This is a genomic window from Sphingobium sp. R-21 (assembly GCF_049913335.1).
In the GTDB taxonomy this organism is placed as follows: Bacteria; Pseudomonadota; Alphaproteobacteria; order Sphingomonadales; family Sphingomonadaceae; genus Sphingobium.
Map to the genome: position 1 here is coordinate 867,927 of NZ_CP184375.1, position 22,901 is coordinate 890,827.

Sequence of the window (22,901 nt, forward strand, 5' to 3'; positions counted from 1 at the left end):
CACCCATGGTTTGCTGCACAGTCATCGCCGCGCTGCTGGGGCTCCTCGTGCGCCCGCTTCTCGCCCTGCGGACAAACCCGCTCGCGTGGCGATCGGTCGTTGGCGAAACGACGCCTGCGCCGCCGATCCGCTCAGTGGGTCGCTTGCAGAGCTTTAGCCATGCCTTTGAAGGACTGCGCTTTCTGGTCGGCAACGAACCCAATATGCGCATCCATCTCGGCCTTGCCGCCACCGCTATAAGCGCGGGCATTTGGTTGCGCATTGATCTCAATGAATGGCGCTGGCTGATCCTTGCCATCGCGCTGGTGCTCGCGGCCGAGGCACTGAACACGGCGGTCGAACAGGTCTGCAATGCGGTGAGCCGCAGCTTCAACCCCGCAATCAAGGCGGCAAAGGACGTTGCGGCGGGCGCAGTGCTGATTGCCGCGATCGCCGCCGCGCTCATCGGCGGGAGCATATTCCTGCCGCATCTCGCGAAACCGTTTTCCGGCGAGGCGTTGCCGACACCCTTTCTCTGTGGGGGAGCAAACTGATGCGCATCATGCTGGTGAACGTACCGCACCCCGCGATCGGCAGCCGCATTCCCGACGATCATCTGCCGCCGCTGGGATTGCTCAGTGTCGGTGGGCCGCTGATCGACGATGGGCATCATGTACGGCTTATCGATGGAGAGTTCGGACCGATGCCGACCGATGCAATCGTCGAGCAGGTCGCCGCCTTCGGACCAGATGCGGTCCTGTTCGGCCATTCCGGGTCGTCGTCAGGCCATCCGGTGATCACGGCGGTGGCGCAGGCCGTTCGTACGAGATTTCCAGATGCCTACATCATCTATGGCGGGGTTCATCCGACTTATTTCTGGCGCGACATATTGGAGAGCGAACCTTGGGTCGATGCGATCGTTCGTGGCGAAGGCGAGGAAACGGCGCGGCGTCTTATCTGCGCGCTGGAATCGGGAAGCACGCTCGACGCCGTGCGCGGGATTGCCTTCCGCCGCAATGGTGCCGCCCATGCAACGGGTGCAGCCCCGGTCATCCAGACCCTTGATGACTACCGCATCGGCTGGGAACTGATCGATCATGCCCGCTACAGCTATTGGGGCGGCAAGCGCGCTGTCGTCGTCCAGTTCTCGCGCGGCTGCCCACACCTCTGCACCTACTGCGGCCAGCGCGGCTTCTGGACCCGCTGGCGTCATCGCGATCCGGCAAGGTTCGCCGCCGAGATCGCCCGGCTCCATCGCGAACAGGGGGTGGAGGTCTTCAACTTCGCGGATGAGAATCCATCCGCCGGACGCAAGGCGTGGAAGGCATTTCTCGAAGCGCTGATCGCTGAAGACATTGACGTCACGCTGGTCGGGTCGACCCGCGCCGACGACATCGTACGCGATGCGGAGTTCCTGCACCTCTACAAGCAGGCGGGCTTCGAGCGCTTTCTGATGGGCACCGAAAACACCGAAGAGGACACGCTGAAGCTGATCCGAAAGGGCGGCGCCACCAGTACGGACCGTGAGGCGATCCGGCTGCTCCGCCAGCACAATATCCTGTCGATGGCGACATGGGTCGCAGGCTTCGTCGACCAGACCGATCGTGACATGTGGCGTGCGCTGCGCCGGTTGATCGCCTATGACCCCGACCAGATCCAGGCGCTCTATGTGACGCCGCATCGCTGGACGCCCTATTATCGCGAAGCCGAAGACCGCAAGGTGGTGCAGGCCGACCGGACCAAATGGGACTACAAGCATCAGGTGCTCGGCATGGCGAAGATGCCGCCCTGGCGCCTGTTCCTCTGGGTGAAGTTTATCGAGGTGGCGATGCAGACGCGCCCGCGCGCGTTGCGACGGCTGCTATGGAACCCGGAGCCGAAGATCCGCCACGCGATCCGCTGGTATTATCGTATGGGGCGGCGTGTATGGTTCCATGAGATGGCGGGGTTCTTCCTGCGCGACAGAACCGGGCCATCAGGGACGACGGTAAAGACGTTCATCGGATCAACGCAGGAAAGCGAAGAGGAAGCTATGGCGGTGGAACGGTCGGCGCAACATGCTGCTTGACTCTCATCCGATTTCAGCAGATATTTCTGTCATGACAGAAACAACTATCGATTCGGACAAGCTGCCTGAAGCCGTAGAGGCTTTCGTTTTGCGCTGGGGTGACCTCGGCGGACAATGGGGCGTCAATCGCTCGGTGGCGCAGATACAGGCGTTGCTGTTCCTGTCTGACCGGCCGCTCACCGCCGAGGAGATTTCCGAGAAGCTGGGCATGGCCCGCTCAAACGTGTCCAACTCGCTGCGTGAGCTGCTCAACTGGAAGCTAGTAATGCGCGTGCCTGTGCTGGGCGATCGCCGCGACCATTATGTTGCGGAGACCGATCTGTGGCAAATGGCGAGCAAGGTCGCGCAGGGCCGTAAGGAACGCGAGATCGACCCGATGGTCGGTGCGATCCGCGCGGCCATGGAACATGCCGATGATCCCAAGATTAGCCCGGCCGTGCGCGCCCGGCTCAATTCCATGCATGATTTCGTCAACACGGTGGAGGGCTGGTATAACCAGATGCTCCACGTTCCCCCTTCGCAGATCATGACACTGATCCGTCTCGGCTCGAAGGTCGTTGGCCTGCTGAAGTTCGTTGGCGGCAAGGGTGGATCGAAAACTGAAACCGGCTGAAAAAATTTTGATCCATAATTTCTCTCATTACAGAAATACCAAAACAAACAGGAGTCCGGGGAATGACCGCAGTGCTGGAGAGAAGGGAAACGGAACGGGCGCGCGAAAGCGATGCTGCGCTGCTCGATCTGCGCTTTCGTGGGCTGGTGGGGGCCGACGCATGGAACAGCTTGCCGCAGGCAGTGAAGCTGCGCTTCGCCAAGCGGCTGGGGCCAGGACAATCAGTCAACTATGCCGGGCAAGTCCTGCATTGCCGGATGAGTACGTTGGGCTGGTTGATCGCGCAGGGGTGTCGCCTTATCGGCGCGCCATTGCCTCTGGAACGCGACGGCGGCGTCGCGGCGGTCGTCTCGGTGACCGAGGATGGCGCAAGCGGTGGCCAGGTGTGGACCCGTGTCTATACCCGTAAGCGCGGCTTCCCGCAGGTGATTCATAGTGCCAAGCGCTTCGCCGGCCCCACCGGGCTTGAGGAATATCTCGGTGGCGGCTTCGGCATCGCCCTTACCACCACGGCTGACGCGGACGGCATCCATTTCACCAGCGATCATTATTTCCTGATGCTGGCGGGTAGGCGGCTGCGCCTGCCTGCTTGGCTCGGCCCCGGCCATTTGCGCATCGACCATGCGGACCTTGGCGAGGGCGCGTTCACCTTCACGCTGACGCTGCGCCACGCGCTGTTCGGCGAGATCATGAGCCAGAACAGCCGCTTCCACGATCAACCTGCAATCGACAAGGAGCCTTGCCATGACTGACATTCTCTGGGCGGCCATATTGGCGCAGATGGCGATGGGCGCATTCGATACGCTCTATCATCATGAAGGGATGGAACGGCTTGCCTGGCGGCCCGATCAGCAGGACGAACTGCGGCTGCATGGTGTGCGTAATCTTGCCTACGCGGTGCTGTTCATGGCGCTCGGCTGGACCGAGCCGCATGGGGCATGGGCCATTGGCCTCATCGCGCTGATGGCAGGCGAGCTGCTCATCACCCTGTGGGATTTCGTCGAGGAAGACCGCACCCGCAAGCTGCCCGCCACCGAGCGCATCACCCACACGCTGCTGACGCTCAACTATGGCGTGGTGCTGGCGTTGCTGGTGCCATGGCTGCTCGAGCTGGCGGGCGCGCCGACCGTGCTCGTTCCGGCGCATTACGGGATCGTAAGCTGGCTGTGCGCGGTAGCCGCTCTCGGTGTGATCGTGTCGGGCTTGCGCGATCTGGCCGCCGCGCGCCGTTGTCCTAATTTGCGCCGGGAACCTGCCGCGCGGCTGGCCGAGGCGCTCAAAGGCCGCAAGGCAATACTGGTTACAGGAGGCACCGGTTTCATTGGCGCGCGCCTCGTCGCTGCATTGGCGGGTGCTGGGCATGAGGTGACGGTGCTCACCCGCAATCGCGCCAACGCATTACCGCTGGCTGAAACCGGACCGGTCCGGGTCGTGACATCGCTCGCCGAGATCGCCGACGATGCGCACATCGACGCGATCGTCAATCTGGCGGGTGAACCGATTTCCGACAGCCCCTGGACTAGGGCAAAGCGCATCCGCATCGTCAAATCGCGGCTGGCCGCCACCCATGATGTGCTCAACCTTATCCGCCGCCTCGACCACAGGCCCAAGGTCCTGGTCAGCGGCTCGGCGATCGGCTGGTATGGCCTGCGCCGCGACCAGATGCTGACCGAGGACAATCTCGGCGCGCCATGCTTCTCGCGCCGTGTGTGTGTGTCGTGGGAACGGGTCGCGCGCAAGGCGGAAGGATTGGGCGTTCGCACTGTGTTGCTCCGCACCGGCCTGGTACTCGACAACGACGGCGGGATGCTCGCGCGCATGCTTGCGCCGTTCGAGTTCGGCATGGGCGGTCCGTTCGGCAACGGCAAGCACTGGATGAGCTGGATACATCGCAACGATCTGGTGCGGATGATTGTCCACTGCATCGCGCACGAAGAGATCGTCGGCCCGGTGAACGGCACTGCGCCGGAGCCGGTAACCAATCGCGATTTCACGAAAGCGCTGGCCCACGCACTCCACCGTCCCGCGATCATCCCGGTGCCCGCATGGCCGTTGCGCAAGCTGCTGGGTGGTTTTGCCGAGGAACTGCTGCTCAGCGGCCAGCGTGTTTATCCGCAGGCGGCGTTGCGCAGCGGCTTTACCTTCAATTATGCAACAATTGATATGGCGCTGGGCGTAATCACGGGTGAACGCAAGGCGATCGCGCCGCCAAAGGTGCCCGAGCTGGTGCTGAAAGAGGCTGGGCTATGAATGCGTTCTCTTTTCCAAACCCCATGGAAACGTTGCGGAGAAACACCGTGCGGCATGTCCAATCGGTTTTTAACAACCGGTCGAAGGGCGAAGCGCCCGTCATCCGCTCCGACGACGCGCTGTTTCCGCCCGGATCGACGATATGGACGGTGCATGGCGATGTGACGACGATGATGATCGGCGGTGTCGCTGCGCTCCTTATGCTGCATCCGGCGGCGCTCGCCGGCGTGTGGGACTTCAGCAATTTTCGCGAGGATATGCATGGCAGGCTTCGGCGCACTGCACGCTTTATCGCGGTCACGACCTTTGCCGAGCGGACTGACGCGCTCGCGTTGATCGAACGGGTGAAAGCAATCCACGCAAAGGTGCAAGGCATATTGCCGGACGGGACGCCCTATGCGGCCGATGATCCCGCCTTGCTGGCATGGGCCCATGCCTGCGAGACCCGATGCTTCCTCTATGCCTGGCAAAGCTATGGCAACCGGCGATTAAGTGTTGTGGAGCAGGACCGCTATGTTGAACAGGCCGGACATGTTGCCGAAATGCTGGGCGCAAAACCGGTGCCGCGAACGATTGCTGAACTGGATGCGCTGATCGGCACAATGCAAGCCGACCTTCATGTTGATGTAAGAACACGGGAAGTCGCACGATTGACCGTGACTCAGCCCGCTATCGATCCGACTTCTGCTCCAATACAAAAGGCCTTGATTGCTGCGGCGGTTGACCTGCTGCCTGATTGGGCAAAGCAACTCCATAGCTTCGGGGAGCGGCCTATCATTACACCCATCGCCAAAACCGGTTCGCTGGCAGTAGCGCAAATGCTTCGCTGGGCCTTTTCTGTTCGATCAAAGGCTTGATATGCACAAAGCTGGCTTGAGCCAGATCATGGTGCGTCCATTGCCGGAGCAGTCGCTGCTGTTCGACTATCATGCCAAGGGCGATTACACTGATTGTTTTACGATCGACGTTGCCGGCGACGTTTCGCAACAGCAGTTCGTAATCGCGTTCTATACGAGCCGCCTATTCAAGGTCGAACGGTTCGTCCTGAAATGGCTCGTTGCAAAACCTTCGACCGACCCAGAAGCCGAAAAACTGGCCAATGGTTCAATCGACAGCTTTGCTGCCTGGACTGTCGAAGGCCAGGAGCCCAACCAGTTGCTGCTTTGCGATTATCAGGGACGTACACGTTCATGGCTGATGGCGAAACCGGTCGGGAAAGGTGCCGAAGCAGCCACGCGGCTTTTCTTTGGCACCGGTGTCGTATCGGCAACAAATCGAAAGACAGGCCGCAGATCCATGCCTCTTCCCTTCCGCCTACTCCTCGGTTTCCATCGTCGTTATGCGAAGGCGTTGCTGCGCTCGGCAGTGATGAGACTGATTGCACGAGAATCAAGTGTTTCGTGAACGCCAACATAGCCGCCGTTTCGGTGATCCGCCTACGGTCCTACAAGGCGCCATTCGTTCATCCTCCAAACCAATGGCGGCTATCCCAGAGCCCAGATACTTGTTGCTGCCAACAGGCCTCATCGCAGACGATCGTCGCGACCACCTCACCCCGCAGGTCGAGTTCAAATAACTTGGGGCGTCGCCCGGAGGCTGATTAAACTGCGACGGCCTGTTGTACTCGACCATCTTGCCCGAAGATCCTCAGGTAGCGCTCGATTTCAGCAGGATCGCCGGTCGCCTTGGAAGGATTGTCGGAGAGCTTCACGGCAGGACGCCCGTTGGCGCTAGTCACCTTGGCCACGAGCGAGATCGACCGCAGCTCGTGCCTGCCATCGGGATCGCAGCCTCGAAAGTCGTTGGTGAGGTTGGTGCCCCAGCCGAAGCTCATCCGCACCCGACCATGGAAGTGACGATACGTCGCTTCGATGCTGTCGACATCCATCCCATCGGAGAAGATCAGCAGCTTGGTGCGAGGATCGCGGCCATGCGCCTCCCACCAGGCAATGATCTGCTCGCCGCCCCGGATCGGGGGCATGGAGTCCGGACGGAAGCCGGTCCAGTCGGCGAGCCAATCGGGGGCGTCGCGCAGAAACGCGGTAGTGCCGAAAGCATCCGGGAGCGCGATAAGCAGGTTACCGTCATAGTGTGCCTGCCATTCCTCTAGCATCCGATAGGGCGAGGCCGCGACGCCGGCATCATCATCGGCGAGAGCCGCCAGCACCATTGGCAGCTCGTGGGCGTTGGTGCCGATCGCCTCTAGGTCATTGTCCATCGCTAGCAACACGTTCGAGCTGCCGATGAAGCGCGTGCCCAAACCCTCCTTGAGCGCTTCAACGCACCAGCGTTGCCAGAGGAAGCTGTGGCGGCGGCGGGTGCCGAAATCTGAAATCACCAGGTCAGGAAGCTGGCGCATCCGTTCCACCTTTTCCCAGAGCTTGGCCTTGGCGCGGGCGTAGAGCACGTCGAGCTCGAAGCGGCCCTTACCCCTGAGCGCGACACGCGAACGTAGCTCGTTGACGATGGCAAGCGCCGGGATCTCCCACATCGTCGTATGCGTCCACGGCCCCTCGAACTGCAGTTCGAACTGGCCGTCGACCTTGCGCAACTCATAGTCGGGCAGCTGGAAATCGGCCAGCCATCCGATGAAATCGGGCGCGAACATGCGCTGCTTGCCGTAGAAGCTGTTGCCCGCGAGCCAGATCAGCTCCTTCTTTGAGAAGCGGACCGTACGCGCATGGTCAAGTTGCTCGCGCAGCTCCGTCTCGTCGATCACGTCCGCCAATCGCACCGACTTGCTGCGATTGATCAGCGAGAAGGTCGCCTGCACGTCTGGATGCAGATGCCGGATCATCTGCAGCATCAGCAGCTTGTAGAAGTCGGTGTCGAGCAGGCTTCGCACGACCGGATCGAGCCGCCAGCCATGATTATAGACACGAGTCGCGATATCGGTGACGGGCATGGTCGATCCTAGCCAGTTACGAGGTGAAGAGCATGGGCAGCGAGAGCCACGGATACGCGGCGGCCCCAGTCGAACACCAGAAAGTCCTGTTCCATGCCGTCCGCAAAGATCACGCCGCCATCGTTCATCCGCAAGGTGACCTCGATCATTTCGCCGGGGAGCTTGCCTGCTGCGCGATGAAACCGAAATTGCGGACGTGCGCGATCATTGTTCCCCTTTTGCTTGACGGTAGCAATAGAGTTCGGCCGGACGGAACGACGCGCCGGTTTCGCGCTCGCCCGTCGCTTCCAGCCAGCCGCGGTCGAGCATGCGGCGACGGAAGGCAGGCTTGTTGAGCTTGGTGTCGAGGATGGCTTCGTAGATGTCCTGCAAAGCGCGCAACGTGAAACGCTCGGGCAGGAGCGCGAAGGCGATCCCGGAATAGTCGAGCTTCCCGCGCAGGCGCTGCACCGCGAGGCTGAGCATCTCACCGTGATCGAACGGCAGTTGCAGCGGATCGCCGTCACCGATACGCGCCTCGATGGGGCCGCCTATCTCGCCGGGCCATGGTACGTTGAGTTCTGCGAGCGCCAGCTCCGGGGCGGACTTCAACGCGGCCGCGAAGCGGTCCGCCGGGAGGAGCGCGAAATAGGCCACGCTGATGATCCGCGTCCGCGGGTCACGATCGACTGCCCCGAACGTGTAGAGCTGCTCGACATAGGCATCCGACATCCGCGCCTTCTCGACAAGGATACGATGCGCCGCTTCGTCGAGGCTCTCACCGATCCCGACAAAGCCGCCGGGCAGCGCCCATGCCCCCGCAAACGGGTGTTGGTCGCGTCGCGTGAGCAACACGGCAGGCGCGCCATCGACCACGCTCATCAAGATCAGATCTACCGCGACTGACGGGCGTTCATACGCCGCAGGATCGTAGTTTTCGAGAAAGGCAGCTTCGTCCATTGCTCTACCTTATATGCGTTATGCGCTTTACTTATGTGCGAAGTGCGCATATGTCAAATGTCAAGGAGGTGAGCTATGAAGCGTTTCGTGATCGTCGTCGACATGCAGCGGGATTTTGTGGCCGCCGACGGGGCACTGCCGGTGGGTGGAGCGGAGGCGATCGTACAACCAATGAAAGCGTGGCTCGCGGGCCTACGTTCCGAAGACGTGGCTGGCGTGCTCTTCACCGCGGACACGCACGTGCCTGCGATCTATGCAGCCTCGACAGAGGCCGAAGAGTTTCCACCACATTGCGAGAAGGGCACGCCGGGATGGAAGAATGTGCTCGAACCAGACGCGGTCGATCCTGCCATCCCAGTCTATCGACTCGAAAAAGGCGTGTTCGACATGTGGGCCGAGCCCGATCTCACGGTTACGGCGGTCGCGACAGGTGAGCAGGTTGCGCGAGACGCCTTGTTTGCGGAGCTGAAGGCGCGGGACGTCACCGAAGTGACGGTGATCGGCGTCGCTGCCGACTATTGCGTTCGCTGGGCAATCCAGGGCCTCGTCGCACGCGGTTTCGTGGTAGAGGTGCCGACGCGACTTACCTGCGGGATCACGCGACCGATCGAACAAGTCATCGCCAATGATTTTGCGGACGCGCCGGTCCGGCTGGAGGCGGCAGCATGATTGTCCTGTGGCGCGTCTCTAATCACTGCAATCTGGCGTGTCCCTTCTGCGCCTATGACAAGCGCCTGCGCTTACCGCGGGAAGAGGCGGATCCGAAGCAGGTGGCGCAGCTCATCGACCTGCTCGGCGCGTGGCGGAGCGAAACCGGGCGACCGGTGCTGTTGAGCTGGCTCGGCGGCGAGCCGTTGTTGTGGGCGCCGCGTGCCGAGCTGGACAAGCACGCGGCCAGCCAAGGCATTGGACTTAGCCTGACCACCAACGGGACCCGCTTGGGTGCGCCGCGCGTGCGAGCGGAGCTTGTGCAGCGCTACAGGGAGGTCACGATTAGTATCGATGGCATGGGCGACTTCCATGACGCCATGCGCGGCTGGCGCGGTGCGTTCGACAAGCTCGCGCAGAGCGTCCCGGCGCTGACAGGTGAGCGGGACGCCGCGGGCGCGGGGCTCAAAGTGCGCGCCAACATCGTGCTGATGCGCGACAACATCGATGGTTTTGCCACATTGTGCCGAACACTCGCCGGCTGGGGAGTCGACGAAATCAGCTTCAATCAGTTGGGCGGGCGCGATAGACCCGAATTCTATCTCGACCATCGCTTGCGCCCCGACGATGTCGCGCAACTGGTGGCTGAGGTGCCCCGGCTGCGCATCGAGCTCGGCCAGATGGGAACAATGTTGGTCGGCGGGACTGCTTATCTGGAGCGGTTCGCCGACACAGTCGCGGACCGGCCGCTGCCCATTGCCGATTGCCGCGTGGCAGAAACCTTCCTGTTTATCGACGAAGGCGGCCGCATTGCGCCGTGTAGCTTCGCGCCCGATCATTTCGGAGTTTCAGTTGATGACCTTCGTAGTACCGCGGATCTTCAGGCTCTGCCGCGCCAATTGCAGTTGCACCAGCGCGCGCGGCCGGCCCGCGACTGCGCCGATTGCCCCAGTACCCAGCAGTTTGCCAAGTTCGAACCGCTGCTAGCATGAATCCGTCCGGGCGAACTCATTTGACTGCAAGCGCTAACATAGCCGTCATTCCTTGCTTCGGATTAGCTCGCCAAAAGCTGCCCTACGTTCAGACACTCGCCGGCGACGGCACCTGGCCGATTTCGGAATGTCGCCTTACCGGCGGGTAAGAAGGGATAGCCGCCGGTCCTCTTTAGGACAGGCGACACGATCGTGGGCAGAAATAGCTGCCTGTCGCCCGTCGACCAGAAATTGCCCTCTGAGCGGTTGTGTTTGCTCCCCAATTGCGGACATTCGACAAATAGGCGATATTAGCCGCATGACGCCGGGCAGCGCCTTCAATTGGATAATTGCGACTGTAATGTTGGCTACGACATTCTTCACTGCCCTCGCTGGCCGCGTCACATTACGGGGCGGGTGCATCATCGACCGAGACGTTGAGCCTGTTAGGTTTTGGATGTTTGTCGCTGCGTGTGGAATCGCGGCCGGAGGTTTGTTTGCTCAGGCCGTCTTACATTTCCGCTAACGACCCGATTGCGGACGCGAGCGCCGCCGCCTAGTGTAAGTGGGCTGGACCGAGATAAAACGTGTCTGTGAGCTTCAGGTTGAGGGCTTCCACAATGAGGTCGATCTTTTCGCCATTGATTGATGCGCTCTTGTCGCCAATCGTGCGAGCTAAAATGAGGGCGCCGATCAAAACCGTCGCAGGTCGGTTATCTCAGGACGAGGTTGACGCCATCGTAAATGAATGCGGTGGTCCCTCGGGGATGGTCATGCTTAGTGAGGGCAACCTTATTATCATGCCCACGGAGGACGTTCTGCTCACAGGACGCGTTCTTCGGGCACTACAAGCGACTGGGGAAACTACTCTCAGCAAAGTAGGAAATGCTCGGCACGATAGCTCCACCGGAGGTTGACGAGTGATCCTAAGTTCTATGAATTTCGGCTTTTGAACTTCCGCTCCCCACCCCCCGCCAGCCATAAGCGGCCCCGATTCGCGCAAGAGCCGCTCCATTGGCGACCGTCCGGTCCGGAACGGGCAAGCTGCCGGACGGCTCGCGACCAGTTGTGGACATAGCGTCGCTTGGGCATTGCAATCCTAAGCTGACGTTTCAATCGCCCGGAGCATCGCAGGCATGAGACTGCCGATACGAAATTATCTCTCTACGCCGCTGACCATCTTTATCGAACCCATATGCGACCAGTATGAGGTTCCGGTCGGCGGAGAAGCAATCGTCACCCTTGAAGATGGGCATCCTCATTCGATTGACGTTCATCCGGATCAGTGGGTTTCCATATGGAATGAGGGGCAGGAATTGGCGCAGGTCGAGATTTTCAACGAGCATCAATTTTCCATGCCGATCAAAAAAGCAGATTAAACACAAACGACGATAATAGGATGGTGGTTTAGCCGGAAAAGCAGCCTCTAATACGGTGTTGATTGATCCTGGTCTTCATTGTAGCGATAAGCTGAGGGAGGGCAATTATGGTCATACTGTCAGTTACCGTGTCATTGTTGTTTATGAGCTTGCAGTCCGCTCACGCAATTGTGCCACCGGCACGGAAAGCAGGGACTTGGTGCCGTGGTATCCACATGCCAGGTCCATCCGGAGGAGCAAATCTTCTGTGGACAACTATACGCGGATCGGAAAGTGACCTTCAAACAGTCAGGGAACCCCTAAAAAATATCGGAGCATTCATTGAAGACGTTCAAGAAGATGGGCAAGAAGCAATTCGCGCCTATTACCGTGATGATTTAGACGTCCAAGCAATTGGTAGAATACTTAACGAAATTGATCGGGGAAAGTTTGGAAAAATCAAGACAAAAGATTTCCTAATGGGGTTAGATACTTTACCTGCGGATAAGTGCATTCGTCACACAATGTAGAATCCTACAGACGAGAATGTCCGCTTCCAAGGTTCCGACACGACAATCCGGACTGTCCCCCTTCCACCCTCGCTCGCCATTCGACCGCCTGAACCGCGCCGAACAGCCCTGACAGCCGCCCGTCCGGTTTCGGGCGGGAAAGCGGACTGGGCAAAATCGACCAGTTGTTGCCGCTATCCGTCCTTGTTCGGTTCCTCGAAACCAGACATGAATGGCTATGCTCAAAGCCATACCCTTCGGCATACTTTGCCTCCTATCCAGCGGATGCTCGGACACATGTGAAAACAGCGTAGCCGCGAAGGCAACCTCGCCCGATGGTCAACGCGATGCAGTAATCTTCCAGCGCGATTGTGGAGCGACGACAGGATATTCGACCCATATCTCTGTGCTGGGCAGTGGGACAGCCCCAAACGGCGGTGGGAACGCTTTCCGGGCGGATGATAATCATGGGACAGCCGCTGTTGGCGAATGGCAGGGGCCGTGGGCGGATATGAGGTGGATCGCGCCAGACCGTCTCCTGATCCGTTATGCATCGAAGTCGCGCATCTTTGACCAGCAAAGCAAGGTAGATGGCGTTGAAATCGACTACCAGCAGGCGTCTCGCTAACGACCAGAGGCAGTCGCTCGATTTCTTCGTTAGCCCGCTGTAAACCGGTCGTTCGATAATCGTGCCTGATCCAACAGGGGAAATGTCTTGGGTCGGCGCGAGATGATTTTAGGCGGAGCGTTTTGGCTGATAGCTCTACTTGCCTGCCTCGGCATCGCCTCATCCGCTTCCGATGCTTGCCGTGCAGGGCATTGGAACACCAAGCCTCAGTGGGACACCGGCTTATCTGCATTAAGCGTATTGGAACTGACGACGGAAAACCAAATCCTGTTCGATGGCGAAGAAATCCCGTGGCCTGAATTGGGCTCCCGTTTGACCGCTATACGCGAACTCCCCATTCAGCCTATGGTAGTGTTTAGGCCAGCAATGGGCGCGGATTGTCGCCAGATCGTCCGGGTTCGAGCTATGGTAGATCATTCCCTTGAGTGTAGAAGCGGCGGTTGTGCAGAGGGAACAGAATGGGACGCGCAGCGACAGCACGGTCCGAACATTTAGGACGGCAGCTATACGGATGATGGCGTTGATAGCCGACTGTCCGCTATCCACCCGCATCGTCATTCCAGCCCTGCGAATCGCCTCGCGTCACCGGTAACCTGCCGGTCCGGTTCGCGTTGGGGAAGCGGCCCGGCGGCACGCGACCAAAGTCAGACACTAACTCAGAGCCTCGCATTGTTGGAAAGCCGCCGCTAGACACGTCTGCTGGTGCTATTGAGGGGTGGGGAGCGTGTCAGGCATGGCCGAGGCATCTTACGGTCGAGAAGATCGTAGAGGGTATCTGGCGCGAGCCGGAATTACGGCTCTCAACTTAATCGTTCCAGGTCTTGGACTTCTTCGTGTCGGCGAATGGCGTGCGGGTGCTTTGCTTTTGATCGCGCCCTTCATCCTGATTCTGCTGATTGGCCTTGGGATGGGGTGCCTCCCTATCACGAGCTTTGGTCATGCGGTGATTGCTCTCGCCGCGGTTACTGCCTCAGTGGCTGCACTCTATGCCGTATCAACCATCCTAACGTGGCGCAGAAGTCGCCTCCGCTCGCCTCTGCAAAGGTGGTTTCGCTGGTATTGGTTGATTGCAGTAGCGATTTCGGTCGTGGTTCCGCTTAACCTCATGGCACCGCTGATGCACCGGCTATACAAGCCTTTTTATGCTCCATCAGAAAGCATGGCGCCAACAATCGGTAAGGGAGACAAGTTCATTGCCGACATGCGGTGGCGAGGACCATATGGGCGTGGTCAGATTATCATTTTCAAAGGGCCTAGTAACATTCGGGTAAGTCGGATCATCGCGCTTCCGGGAGACAGGGTTGCCGTGCGGGACGGTGTCCCAATCGTGAACGGCAAATCGGCTGTTCAGTTGACTGTGAGAAGAATGAACATACTCGGCTACGATGGGCGGCGATCGGTCATGATGCTGACTGAGCGCCTTCCGGGCGAGGCTTCAACACATCAGGTTCTCGATATGGGAGCCTTCAATTTAGATGAGATGGCTGAGATCAAGATACCGGCGAACCGCCTGTTTGTCCTAGGGGATAACCGCGATCGTTCCGCCGACAGCCGCGTTTCGCCAGAAGCATCTGGCGTAGGTATGGTGTCGATGAATTCGGTAATCGGCCGGCCGATGTATATTCATTGGAGCGATGATCGCCAGAAAATCGGTATGCGGTTAGACGATCAGCAATAGGTAACATTCCGTAGTTTTCAGGCGAAAGCTGACCGCCCCCTTTCCGCCCTCCACCATCGTTCCCACGGCGAATCACCTCGCGTAGCCGACAACCCGCCGGCCCGGTTTCGAATTGTGAAGCCGCCAAGCAGCAGGCGACCAATATCGGCCGTTGGTCGAGCCATATAGGTCGCCCGATAGTTGCCGGAGCTATGCGCCGAGACCCTATTGGGGATCGTCTGGTTCAGCGATAAATCCAACTTTTTCGAAGCCTGCACGCTGCGCAAGATATATCGCGTGCCCGATGCATCGATAAGGAATTTCGGTACCACCACCGACTGAAATTCGCCTTCCTTTTGAAGAACGTGACTTCAGAGCGACAAGCAAGGCATCTTCATCCTTGGGCAAGCTAAACGATTTGCCTTCCACCTCTATTTTGCATGTGTCCGGTTCAGTAAACTGAACGCGAAGGCGCAAAGCGCCACTCTCCTGCCCGCTTTCTTTGGCCAGAGCCGGGGTCACACAGAGAGAAAGAAGAATTGCGACTGACGCCGCACTTCGCACATGATGCAAGGTAGACATCAGAAAAAACTAATCATTTGGCTTCGCGCAGGCAACGTCCGACTTCCTTTTCACACTGCCGCAAGCGGACAGTCCGCTCTCCACCCCTCGCGGCGATTTGGGTGGGTGAAGGACGTAGCGGGTCCCGCCGGTGCTGCCGGTCCGGTTTATGTTCACATCGGATCGGATGCCCGAACGGCCCGCACGGGTGGATTGTGGAATGGCCGCTATATGATGGACTATCGCGAGAGCGGACGGCAAAAACGGTATTCATCGCGCCGTATCGAGAAAGCCCTCTCGCTCTGAACATCGACCATTATGCTATCAAAATAAACGCCGTTGAAACGGATATCCCGGCAGGATCGGGACAATATGTGCTTTGAACCACGCATCCGGTGCGATTTAATGGTGCAGATAGCCCTCTGATCATTGATTCCGTTATTGCCTCCCCAATAAGAGAGGGTGTCAGCATTCGATGCTTTGTCGCAGGGGATCTCCCGCAGGACGTAAATGCCTCTCTTTAGTGGCAATGCGTCTTTGGCTGCGGCTTGTTGATATGGCACCATAAGGAAGGCAGTCGTGGCTGATAAGGTGCGTAGCAGCATAGGCAGAAAGTGCCTTAAACGACCGGTTCCGGGAAGCTGTTTTCGCTAAGTAAACGGCAATAACGGCAAAACTGGTCGCCCGCGCCCGGTCCGCTATCGCCCGATTCCAGAATGGCGGGTTACCGGCAAGCGAATCGGGAAAGCTGCCTTAACTCGTAGAGGAAGCTGCCGCGCCGCAGACGACCACCGCTAGCCATAGGAACGCCGATCCGCAGGCGGCAAGGATCCATTGCTGACATTCCGGTTCAGGGGGGCGAAGCTGTCCAGCAGCACACGACCATTAGCGGACCTGCTGATTTTGTGCTTTCTTGAGGGGAGTATGGATCAGCATAACGGGATTAAGATGAAACGACACATGTCCGCTCTAGCTGTCGCAACATTTGGGAGCGCATTCGCGCAAGCGGCGCTGGCTTGCGCTGTGTTTCCTCCCCCGTTCGATCCCGCCAAAGAAAATTATGATGTGGTGTTCGTCGGGCGTGTCATGAACGAGGTTGGAAAATCGGGCAGCGTCTTGGCTAACCTTCGCGTCGAGAAGGTGATTTCCGGACAATTCCCTTTTTCCACATACCCCCTGACATGGTATGTTTACGACGGCCGAGGAATGTGTCCACCTCCCGGACCTTACCTGAAGAAGGGGCAGGTCGCGACTATATCTCGTTAGAAAGGCTACTCCCAATCCCACGGCTAAGCCGAATACCAACTTCTACGCAAAGGGTTGGGTGTTACGGGCTGCCCGGTGATGTCTGTCCATCGCCGGAACATTGCCGTGCGGCATGTCCGCTAACCACCCGTCAGCGCCGTTCTCGCGTTCGATTTCATGCGGATATAGACCGGACCGGCAGCACCGGCGCGACTCGCCACGTCTTTTATCCGGCGAAATCGCCGGATGGGTGGTTTGCGGACTATCGGTTTATGTGCTGGGATTTGGGAAAGCAGCCGTGCTCACCGGTGTCAATGGTCAACTTGCGAAGCTACACTTCCAGTGCGCCAGAATGTCGAAACCAAGTCTACTGGAAAAGGTCCAAAATGGAACCCGGCTGGCGAGCGCGGCCTCGGATCATTTGGCTTTGAAGTAAACTGCTTAACTCGATATTCGCCAACGGCAGTAACAAAATCAGACAGGCCCGGCCTTAGCCGATCTGCCTGCTGAGTGCACCAAGACGAGAACCTCTCCATGTCAAGATCATGAAGCAGAGAATTCGTGGCGATCAAGGCGCAAGCAAATTCCACTCCTGGCCGGCCATAATCCCTTTTACCTTGATAGCGTAGCGCGAGAAATGTCCCGTCAGCATACCAAGCATAACGCCATAGAGGTGGTTTATAGTCCCGGAATTTTCCTCGAACTAAACTTGATGTCGTCGACTGGTCAATTTCAACGCCACGAAGCAAATTCTGAAATAAGAGATCCGGTTGTTCGGTTGCGTAAATACGAACCTTAGCGCCGGACGGTCCAGGTAGCTCTTCCGATCCGATCGGAATGGCCTTATCATATCCGGCGCTGCCCCAACCGCGCTCCTCAGACGCACGGCATGATCGCGCTGCTATCTCGGTAACCGCTTCAATCGGCAGTCCGTCGCGCAATCCCGATGTAGGTATATCTACCCTGCAAATAACTCGCGTCGAATAGCGAGCCGATACAATGATTAGCGCGTCACGGTAGACCAACTGCACTTGACTATCTTCAAACGACCCATCTTGAAATAATGGCTTGCCGTGATCGACTTGAGCGGCCTGTACAACTGAATTAAATGTAACAGCTTGTTCTTTTTTGAATTCTTGAGATGCGTCATCTGGCACGGGATAACCACGCACTTGAACGGCGCGCCCCAAAGCTATGAACGGATGCCACTCCTGAGCTGCCAGGCTAGGAGCCGCCGCAGCGATGCCGAGAGCAAACAGGAGACGGGTGATGCCGGACTTATTCATCACGACATCATCAGGGAAACAACACAAAAGGGCAATGTCTGGTATCAGGTCATATATGCGCCGTTCTAAACGGCAACCAATGGTCGGCATCGGTAGGCAGCACATGGGACTTTGCTGTCGTTTCTGGGCCGGCGTCGATAGGACGACAGTTAGGCGAACACCGGACGTTCGAAAGAGAGCACGCAGCGTCAAGGCAAGGGAAAGGCTGGCCGATTTCGGCCTATCGGATTCGGGTCTATTAACGTAAATTGCTGCCGAAAAGGCATGTCGTAAAACCTTATCTGATAGGGCATGCGACACTTCGCCAATCCGACAGCGATTGTCGTGCATCGCCCCCCGTTCGAAGCTCAAGAAGTTGCGCGCGCGACATGCAACTGGCGGAATTACCTCCACGTGTACGAGAAACATGTGTTTTCCGTCAGCGGCAAATGTTCGATTTGTTACCTCTTATGCCTATCCGAGCCCGATATTCGCCGGGGGTTTCTCCCAGAACGCGACGAAATCTGCGGTTGAATTCAGAAAGGTCGGAAAAGCCGGCCTCTACCGCCGCCTGCAAAACCGAGCCGCCCTGACGCCGCAGGTGGTCGGCGGCACGGCGCATACGGATGGAGATAACGAACTGGTGCGGGGTCATTCCGACCACGCGCTTGAACTCGCGAAGGAAATGAAAGGGACTCATGCACGCCATTCGAGCGAAATCGGCAAGGGTTTGCGGCTCGTGTGCTTCCTGCTCAATCCAATGGACTACTTCTTGGATACGTCGGGTCTTGCTTCCCGTCGATGAAACAGTCGGCCGCTCGTCCAGCAATGCCGTGGCCACGCGCGCAGCAAGTTCGCAGGCAAACTCCTCGGCGATACCCGGCTCTTCGCACACGAGATCCGCGTTCAATAGCAGATCAGCGCCCGCACCATGCGGCGGCAAGGCCGCGCGATTGAAATGAAGACGTGTGACACCGGCGACGTCCGCTGCGATCATCTCATAGAATGCCGGGGTAAAATGGAACGAGAGGCATCGATCACCCACGCTGTGTTGATGCCCGCATTCAAAGCAGTCGCCCGGATTGCCCAGCAGGATCGCACCTGGGGCAAGGACCGCTTTGCCGCGCGATGACCGGTAACCGAACGTTCCCTCCAGGACGATTGCCACACTGACTCGCTCGTGTTGCTCTTCGAAAGCGGCATCCATCGGCCCCGCCTGACATCGTACATCCGATGCCTGCCAGCCATCGCCAATTGCAAGGGTCCGTGCGTTCAATGTCATAGGGGCAACTTAGCAATTTTCCCCAAGTCCGTCCCAGTGTGTTTCCGTTACCGCTCGCGCTCTTCGTGGGATCTTTCCGCCTCAAAAAGGAGAAGCATGGTGATCGACCACATCGGTCTGAAGGTCAAAAACATCGAGTTTAGTGCGTCGTTCTATGACGCCGTGCTCAAACCCTTGGAATGTACGCGCTGCTACGATGACCCGGAGGTCGTGGGGTATGGCCCTGCGGACCAGGCCATGTTCTGGCTACACTGTGCAGAGTCTGCCTCATCCCGCACACATATCGCGTTTACGGCGCCTGATCGGGAGGCGGTGGCGGCGTTCCATATGGCCGGTCTTGCGAACGGCGGCCGTGACAACGGCCTGCCTGGCTTGCGACCGGATTATGGCCCTTCCTATTTTGCCGCGTTCCTGTTCGACCCGGACGGCAATAATATCGAAGCGGTCTGCAATCGGGAGAATGTCTGATGGCTACGATATGGTGGGAGCAACCGATTGCGGCTCCGGCGGCAAAAGCGTGGGCGGCGATTCGACGCGTCGATAAGGCGCAAGAGCTATTTGCTCCTGTCCTAACCGACGGCGTTATGGAGGACGACGTCCGGACCGTCACGTTCGCCAACGGTCTTGTAGTTCGAGAAAGGATCGTTGCGATTGATGAGCAGCGGCAACGGCTTGTCTATTACGTGCTCGGTGACATGTTCGAGCATCATTCGGCATCGATGCAAATTCTGCCGATCGATGATTTGAGTTGCAAGTTCCTCTGGGTCAGCGATTTTCTGCCAGACGAACGCAAGAAAGAGGTGCTGTCATTGGTGGAACAAGGTGCCAGAGCACTCGCAGAAAACATTTCGTAAATGCGATCTGCTTTCTGAGCATGGTTCAGGTCGGACATTTGATGTGCCTGATGTGCGTCCCAATAGAGATGGACGACCAACAGGCAATACCTGCCGTGCGCGATGGGTTTCCCGTCGGCTGCGGTTGGACAACGGAACGGATGCATGGCAAATAGTTCCGAACATATTCGTGCGGATTCAAACATTCCGATGTCTCTTTCAGGAAGCTGCGACTGCGGCGCGGTCACCTACACAATGAAGGTTTGCTCTCTACAAGTTTATGCTTGTCACTGCCTGAACTGTCAGACCAGGAGCGGTAGCGCATTCGCCGAACATGCAATGGTCCATGCATCCGCTTTTGTCTGCGAGGGCGAAGTCGAAGCATATTGCCGTGAAGCAAACGATATCCATTTTGAGGAGGTCGTTTGCAGAAATTGTTATACCCGGCTATTCAACCGCAACATTTTGAACAACGCGTATTTTTGCGGGCTGAGCATGGGATTACGCGCGGGCGACAAGTTGTGCGTGCCGGTGCCCCTCTATCATTGTTTCGGTATGGTCATGAGCAACCTGAACTGTATGGTGCACGGGGCGACGATCGTCTATCCATCGGCCGGCTTTGATCCACTGGCGGTGCTGGAAACGGTCGAAGAGGAGCATTGCACTGCGCTTCATGGAGTGCCCACGATGTTCATCGCGGAGCTCGAGCATCCGGAATTTTCTCGCTTTGACCTGAGTTCTCTGCGCACCGGCCTCATGGCAGGTGCGCCTTGCCCAATCGAGATCATGAACAAGGTGATGAACCTAATGCATATGAGCGACGTCGGCGTCGCTTATGGAATGACTGAAACGAGTCCTGTCAGTTTTCAGACAGCCGTCAGCGACCCGGTTGAACGCCGCGTATCGACGATAGGACGTGTACAGCCCCATCTTGAAGTGAGGATCGTTGACCCAGCCACCGGGGAAACCGTGCAGCGGGGCGTGCCGGGCGAATTGTGTACGCGCGGCTATTCGGTCATGCTCGGTTACGGGAATGATCAGGATCAGACAGCGGAAGTTGTTCGCGACGGCTGGATGTACACGGGGGATCTCGCCGTGATTGATGACGAAGGCTATGGTCGAGTGGTTGGCCGGGCCAAGGACATGATTATTCGGGGTGGCGAAAACATCTATCCTCGTGAGATAGAGGAATTTCTTTTCCGCCATGATTCGATTGAGGACGTGCAAGTCATCGGTGTCCCGGACGATCGATTTGGGGAAGAAGTCTGCGCTTGTGTCCGCGTCCGCGCCGGCAAAAATATTAGTGAATCGGACGTCATTGCCTTTTGTCGCGGTCAGATTGCTCACTACAAAGAGCCGCGATATATTCGATTCATGGAAGAATTTCCTATGACCGTGACGGGGAAGGTCCAGAAGAACGTACTGCGCGATATCATTGCCGCGCAACTGAGCGAGGAACGATGAAATCACTGTCTCGCATGTATCTGAACCCATGCATGACAAGGCGCCGACCTTGATGCCATCGTGCAACCATCGCGTCCCTGTCGGTATCCGTCACCACGATGCGCCGGAAACGCGCCGCCTAACATCAACCCCCAGACGACGCCCCCGCACTCCGCTAATTTACGCCGCGAGTTGTGCTGAATGTTCTGACGACGGACAATTCAGCCATTCCGGATTCGGAATAATTTCACATTTGTCACCATCAGGAGTAGCGGCTGCTATTCAACTGGGAAGGCAATATGACAGAAAAGGCTCAGAGTTCCGCTGTACAGCCGCGAGAGGCGCGCTGTGGCGCCATCAACGATCAGCATGTTGCGGACATCGCCAAGATTCTCAACCAATGTCTTGGGATGCTTGACGAACTGGGTTTGTCTCTGGCAGCGGCGCATCTGGGCGCTGCCATCAACGCATTGCCAGGACAGGCGGCGGTACCACCCATTGATCTTCTCGATCTGATCGCCGACTTTCCGGTAGTTCCGGCGGGGTTGCAACAGCAATTCAGCGATGGATACGCCCTGACCAAACCACGCGACCCACGATAGTAACGAGGGCTGGATCCACATTCATCCAGCTCGGATAGAGATTGTTGTCACTTAAGATGCTGAACTCGCCGCGTCGCATCCCCGTAGCAACGCGCTTCACAAGGAGGACGCCGTCCAGGCGTAATACATAGATGCCATCGCGCAGACGGTTCATATTATCCCTGTGATCAACCATGATGTCGTCACCGTGGTTGAGGGTTGGCGTCATGGATTCACCATCAACCCGGATGATCGAGACATGGGGTGGCTGAACGCCGATTTCCTGCAGCCACCGGCTGTCGATTGCTACGCTCTCCGATGCGCACTCCTCAGTATCGAGTGTACCTGCTCCCGCCGAGGCTCCCAGACATAATTTGGGCACGGCAATGGATACAGCCTGACGGGGAGGGGGCGCCGCCTCGGCCAGCGGAAATCCGCTGAGCAGATGCTCGGATATCTTAAGAAACCGCGCAATCGCTCGGCGATCCTGCTCATTCAGTTGTCGCGGCGTTCCGCGTTTGATGAACTGCTGAATATAGCCCGGGTTTTTGCCGATGAGACGGGAAAGATCAGAATAGGTCGTGTTGCACTCTGCAATCTTCTTTTCCAATAACACCCGAACGTTTTCCATCATCATATCTTGCTAGCTGCTGCCCCAGACTTGCCTTACGTTAGTTCAAAAACATCTTTCCGCAAATTCCCTGATGTAACCTTCACTTTTCACCATGGCCAATGACTCATACTTCAGGCTGGTTGAACGTCCGGAATTCCTCTCATGCGTTTTAGGGCCATATCTGCACGTGGATGATCGTCACGACGAAGCTACATATATCCCAGTTCCCGAAAGCTGAACGAGCCGTTTCGCGAAACGATAATATGATCATGGACCCTGATCTGCAGTTCCTTGCAGAGTCTGACCAGCCTTCGCGTGAACTCCACGTCCGCCTTGCTGGGCTGAGGGAGACCTGAGGGGTGATTATGGGCCAGGAGGAGTGCTGGCGAGTCGCAAGCTATGGCATGCCGCACAAGCTCGCCCGGTGAGAGATCCACATATGTGGCCGTGCCCGGCCAAATGCGTTCATCGGCTATGGCGTCGCCGCCAGCATTGAAGAACAGAACGCGCACCTGTTCCTTGGCCAGCGTGGCCATGTGGGCTTCCAGATAGG

Annotated in this window: 24 protein-coding genes; 16 read left to right on the forward strand and 8 right to left on the reverse strand. The window is 58.1% G+C overall.

Annotation, left to right across the window (positions count from 1 at the left end; all coding sequences use genetic code 11):
• The first annotated feature begins 5 nt into the window (after positions 1-5).
• The 7 genes from ACN9MX_RS18550 (at position 6) to ACN9MX_RS18580 (ending at position 6,314) form a co-directional block, all read left to right on the forward strand.
• Complete coding sequence (locus ACN9MX_RS18550) at positions 6-533, forward strand: diacylglycerol kinase family protein (RefSeq protein ID WP_426387607.1); 528 nt, start codon at positions 6-8, stop codon at positions 531-533.
• Entirely contained in the window at positions 533-2,047 is a 1,515-nt protein-coding gene (gene bchE / locus ACN9MX_RS18555; RefSeq protein WP_426387608.1) for a magnesium-protoporphyrin IX monomethyl ester anaerobic oxidative cyclase, read from the forward strand. The genes ACN9MX_RS18550 and bchE overlap by 1 nt, the downstream gene beginning before the upstream one ends.
• A gap of 31 nt (positions 2,048-2,078) precedes the next feature.
• Positions 2,079-2,660: a GbsR/MarR family transcriptional regulator gene (locus ACN9MX_RS18560; protein ID WP_426387610.1), complete on the forward strand. Its 582-nt coding sequence runs from the start codon at positions 2,079-2,081 to the stop codon at positions 2,658-2,660.
• A 62-nt stretch (positions 2,661-2,722) separates the two neighbouring features.
• The gene (locus tag ACN9MX_RS18565) at positions 2,723-3,412 is read left to right on the forward strand and encodes a DUF4166 domain-containing protein (protein ID WP_426387611.1); all 690 of its coding nucleotides are present in this window, start codon (positions 2,723-2,725) and stop codon (positions 3,410-3,412) included.
• 28 nt (positions 3,413-3,440) lie between these two features.
• Positions 3,441-4,910, forward strand: a complete 1,470-nt coding sequence (locus tag ACN9MX_RS18570; protein WP_426387736.1) for a TIGR01777 family oxidoreductase — start codon at positions 3,441-3,443, stop codon at positions 4,908-4,910.
• Complete coding sequence (locus ACN9MX_RS18575; protein WP_426387613.1) at positions 4,907-5,767, forward strand: oxygenase MpaB family protein; 861 nt, start codon at positions 4,907-4,909, stop codon at positions 5,765-5,767. Before ACN9MX_RS18570 ends, ACN9MX_RS18575 begins: the two co-directional genes overlap by 4 nt.
• Before the next feature lies 1 nt (position 5,768).
• Positions 5,769-6,314 carry a hypothetical protein gene (locus ACN9MX_RS18580; protein ID WP_426387614.1) on the forward strand — a complete coding sequence of 182 codons (546 nt, stop codon included), beginning with the start codon at positions 5,769-5,771 and terminating at the stop codon, positions 6,312-6,314.
• Positions 6,315-6,510: 196 nt separating this feature from the next.
• Here ACN9MX_RS18580 and pncB read toward each other — a convergent pair whose 3' ends face one another.
• Genes pncB through ACN9MX_RS18595 form a run of 3 tightly spaced genes read right to left on the reverse strand, consistent with a single transcriptional unit; the run spans position 6,511 to position 8,754 of the window.
• Positions 6,511-7,815 carry a nicotinate phosphoribosyltransferase gene (pncB, locus tag ACN9MX_RS18585; protein WP_363829475.1) on the reverse strand — a complete coding sequence of 435 codons (1,305 nt, stop codon included), beginning with the start codon at positions 7,813-7,815 and terminating at the stop codon, positions 6,511-6,513.
• 8 nt (positions 7,816-7,823) lie between these two features.
• Positions 7,824-7,964, reverse strand: coding sequence for a hypothetical protein (locus ACN9MX_RS18590; RefSeq protein WP_363737141.1), 141 nt, complete (start codon positions 7,962-7,964; stop codon positions 7,824-7,826).
• Positions 7,965-8,019: 55 nt separating this feature from the next.
• The gene (locus ACN9MX_RS18595) at positions 8,020-8,754 is read right to left on the reverse strand and encodes an NUDIX hydrolase (protein WP_426387615.1); all 735 of its coding nucleotides are present in this window, start codon (positions 8,752-8,754) and stop codon (positions 8,020-8,022) included.
• A 75-nt stretch (positions 8,755-8,829) separates the two neighbouring features.
• Between ACN9MX_RS18595 and ACN9MX_RS18600 the strand changes: the two genes are divergently transcribed.
• From ACN9MX_RS18600 to lepB, 5 genes are all read left to right on the forward strand, one after another.
• Entirely contained in the window at positions 8,830-9,423 is a 594-nt protein-coding gene (locus ACN9MX_RS18600; protein ID WP_426387616.1) for a cysteine hydrolase family protein, read from the forward strand.
• Positions 9,420-10,394 carry a radical SAM protein gene (locus ACN9MX_RS18605; RefSeq protein ID WP_426387617.1) on the forward strand — a complete coding sequence of 325 codons (975 nt, stop codon included), beginning with the start codon at positions 9,420-9,422 and terminating at the stop codon, positions 10,392-10,394. The genes ACN9MX_RS18600 and ACN9MX_RS18605 overlap by 4 nt, the downstream gene beginning before the upstream one ends.
• 1,115 nt (positions 10,395-11,509) lie before the next feature.
• A complete protein-coding gene (locus ACN9MX_RS18610; RefSeq protein WP_426387618.1) occupies positions 11,510-11,752 on the forward strand; it encodes a hypothetical protein in 243 nt (80 codons plus the stop codon).
• 107 nt (positions 11,753-11,859) lie between these two features.
• Complete coding sequence (locus ACN9MX_RS18615) at positions 11,860-12,261, forward strand: hypothetical protein (RefSeq protein WP_426387619.1); 402 nt, start codon at positions 11,860-11,862, stop codon at positions 12,259-12,261.
• A 1,340-nt stretch (positions 12,262-13,601) separates the two neighbouring features.
• A complete protein-coding gene (gene lepB / locus ACN9MX_RS18620) occupies positions 13,602-14,546 on the forward strand; it encodes a signal peptidase I (RefSeq protein WP_426387620.1) in 945 nt (314 codons plus the stop codon).
• Between the two features lie 204 nt (positions 14,547-14,750).
• Here the strand turns inward: lepB and ACN9MX_RS18625 are convergent, their stop codons facing one another.
• The 3 genes from ACN9MX_RS18625 to ACN9MX_RS18635 all read right to left on the reverse strand — a co-directional run bounded on the left by ACN9MX_RS18625 (position 14,751) and on the right by ACN9MX_RS18635 (position 18,803).
• On the reverse strand, positions 14,751-15,107 hold the full coding sequence (locus tag ACN9MX_RS18625; RefSeq protein ID WP_426387621.1) for a hypothetical protein: 357 nt from the start codon (positions 15,105-15,107) through the stop codon (positions 14,751-14,753).
• Between the two features lie 1,535 nt (positions 15,108-16,642).
• The gene (locus tag ACN9MX_RS18630) at positions 16,643-17,707 is read right to left on the reverse strand and encodes a hypothetical protein (RefSeq protein ID WP_426387622.1); all 1,065 of its coding nucleotides are present in this window, start codon (positions 17,705-17,707) and stop codon (positions 16,643-16,645) included.
• 328 nt (positions 17,708-18,035) lie between these two features.
• Positions 18,036-18,803, reverse strand: coding sequence for an AraC family transcriptional regulator (locus ACN9MX_RS18635; protein WP_363827963.1), 768 nt, complete (start codon positions 18,801-18,803; stop codon positions 18,036-18,038).
• 171 nt (positions 18,804-18,974) lie between these two features.
• Here ACN9MX_RS18635 and ACN9MX_RS18640 point away from each other — a divergent pair, with 171 nt between their 5' ends.
• The 4 genes from ACN9MX_RS18640 to ACN9MX_RS18655 all read left to right on the forward strand — a co-directional run bounded on the left by ACN9MX_RS18640 (position 18,975) and on the right by ACN9MX_RS18655 (position 21,756).
• Positions 18,975-19,346 (forward strand): VOC family protein, encoded by a 372-nt coding sequence (locus ACN9MX_RS18640; protein WP_363827966.1) that lies wholly within the window; start codon positions 18,975-18,977, stop codon positions 19,344-19,346.
• On the forward strand, positions 19,346-19,732 hold the full coding sequence (locus tag ACN9MX_RS18645) for an SRPBCC family protein (protein WP_133654625.1): 387 nt from the start codon (positions 19,346-19,348) through the stop codon (positions 19,730-19,732). The genes ACN9MX_RS18640 and ACN9MX_RS18645 overlap by 1 nt, the downstream gene beginning before the upstream one ends.
• Positions 19,733-19,876: 144 nt before the next feature.
• Entirely contained in the window at positions 19,877-21,175 is a 1,299-nt protein-coding gene (locus tag ACN9MX_RS18650) for an AMP-binding protein (RefSeq protein ID WP_426387623.1), read from the forward strand.
• A 278-nt stretch (positions 21,176-21,453) separates the two neighbouring features.
• Positions 21,454-21,756, forward strand: coding sequence for a hypothetical protein (locus ACN9MX_RS18655; protein ID WP_426387624.1), 303 nt, complete (start codon positions 21,454-21,456; stop codon positions 21,754-21,756).
• Here ACN9MX_RS18655 and ACN9MX_RS18660 read toward each other — a convergent pair.
• Together ACN9MX_RS18660 and ACN9MX_RS18665 are read right to left on the reverse strand one after the other, a co-directional pair.
• Complete coding sequence (locus ACN9MX_RS18660; protein WP_426387737.1) at positions 21,713-22,369, reverse strand: S24 family peptidase; 657 nt, start codon at positions 22,367-22,369, stop codon at positions 21,713-21,715. The two genes, ACN9MX_RS18655 and ACN9MX_RS18660, sit on opposite strands and share 44 nt — an antisense overlap.
• Positions 22,370-22,557: 188 nt before the next feature.
• A complete protein-coding gene (locus ACN9MX_RS18665; RefSeq protein ID WP_426387625.1) occupies positions 22,558-22,884 on the reverse strand; it encodes a JAB domain-containing protein in 327 nt (108 codons plus the stop codon).
• Positions 22,885-22,901 lie beyond the last annotated feature (17 nt).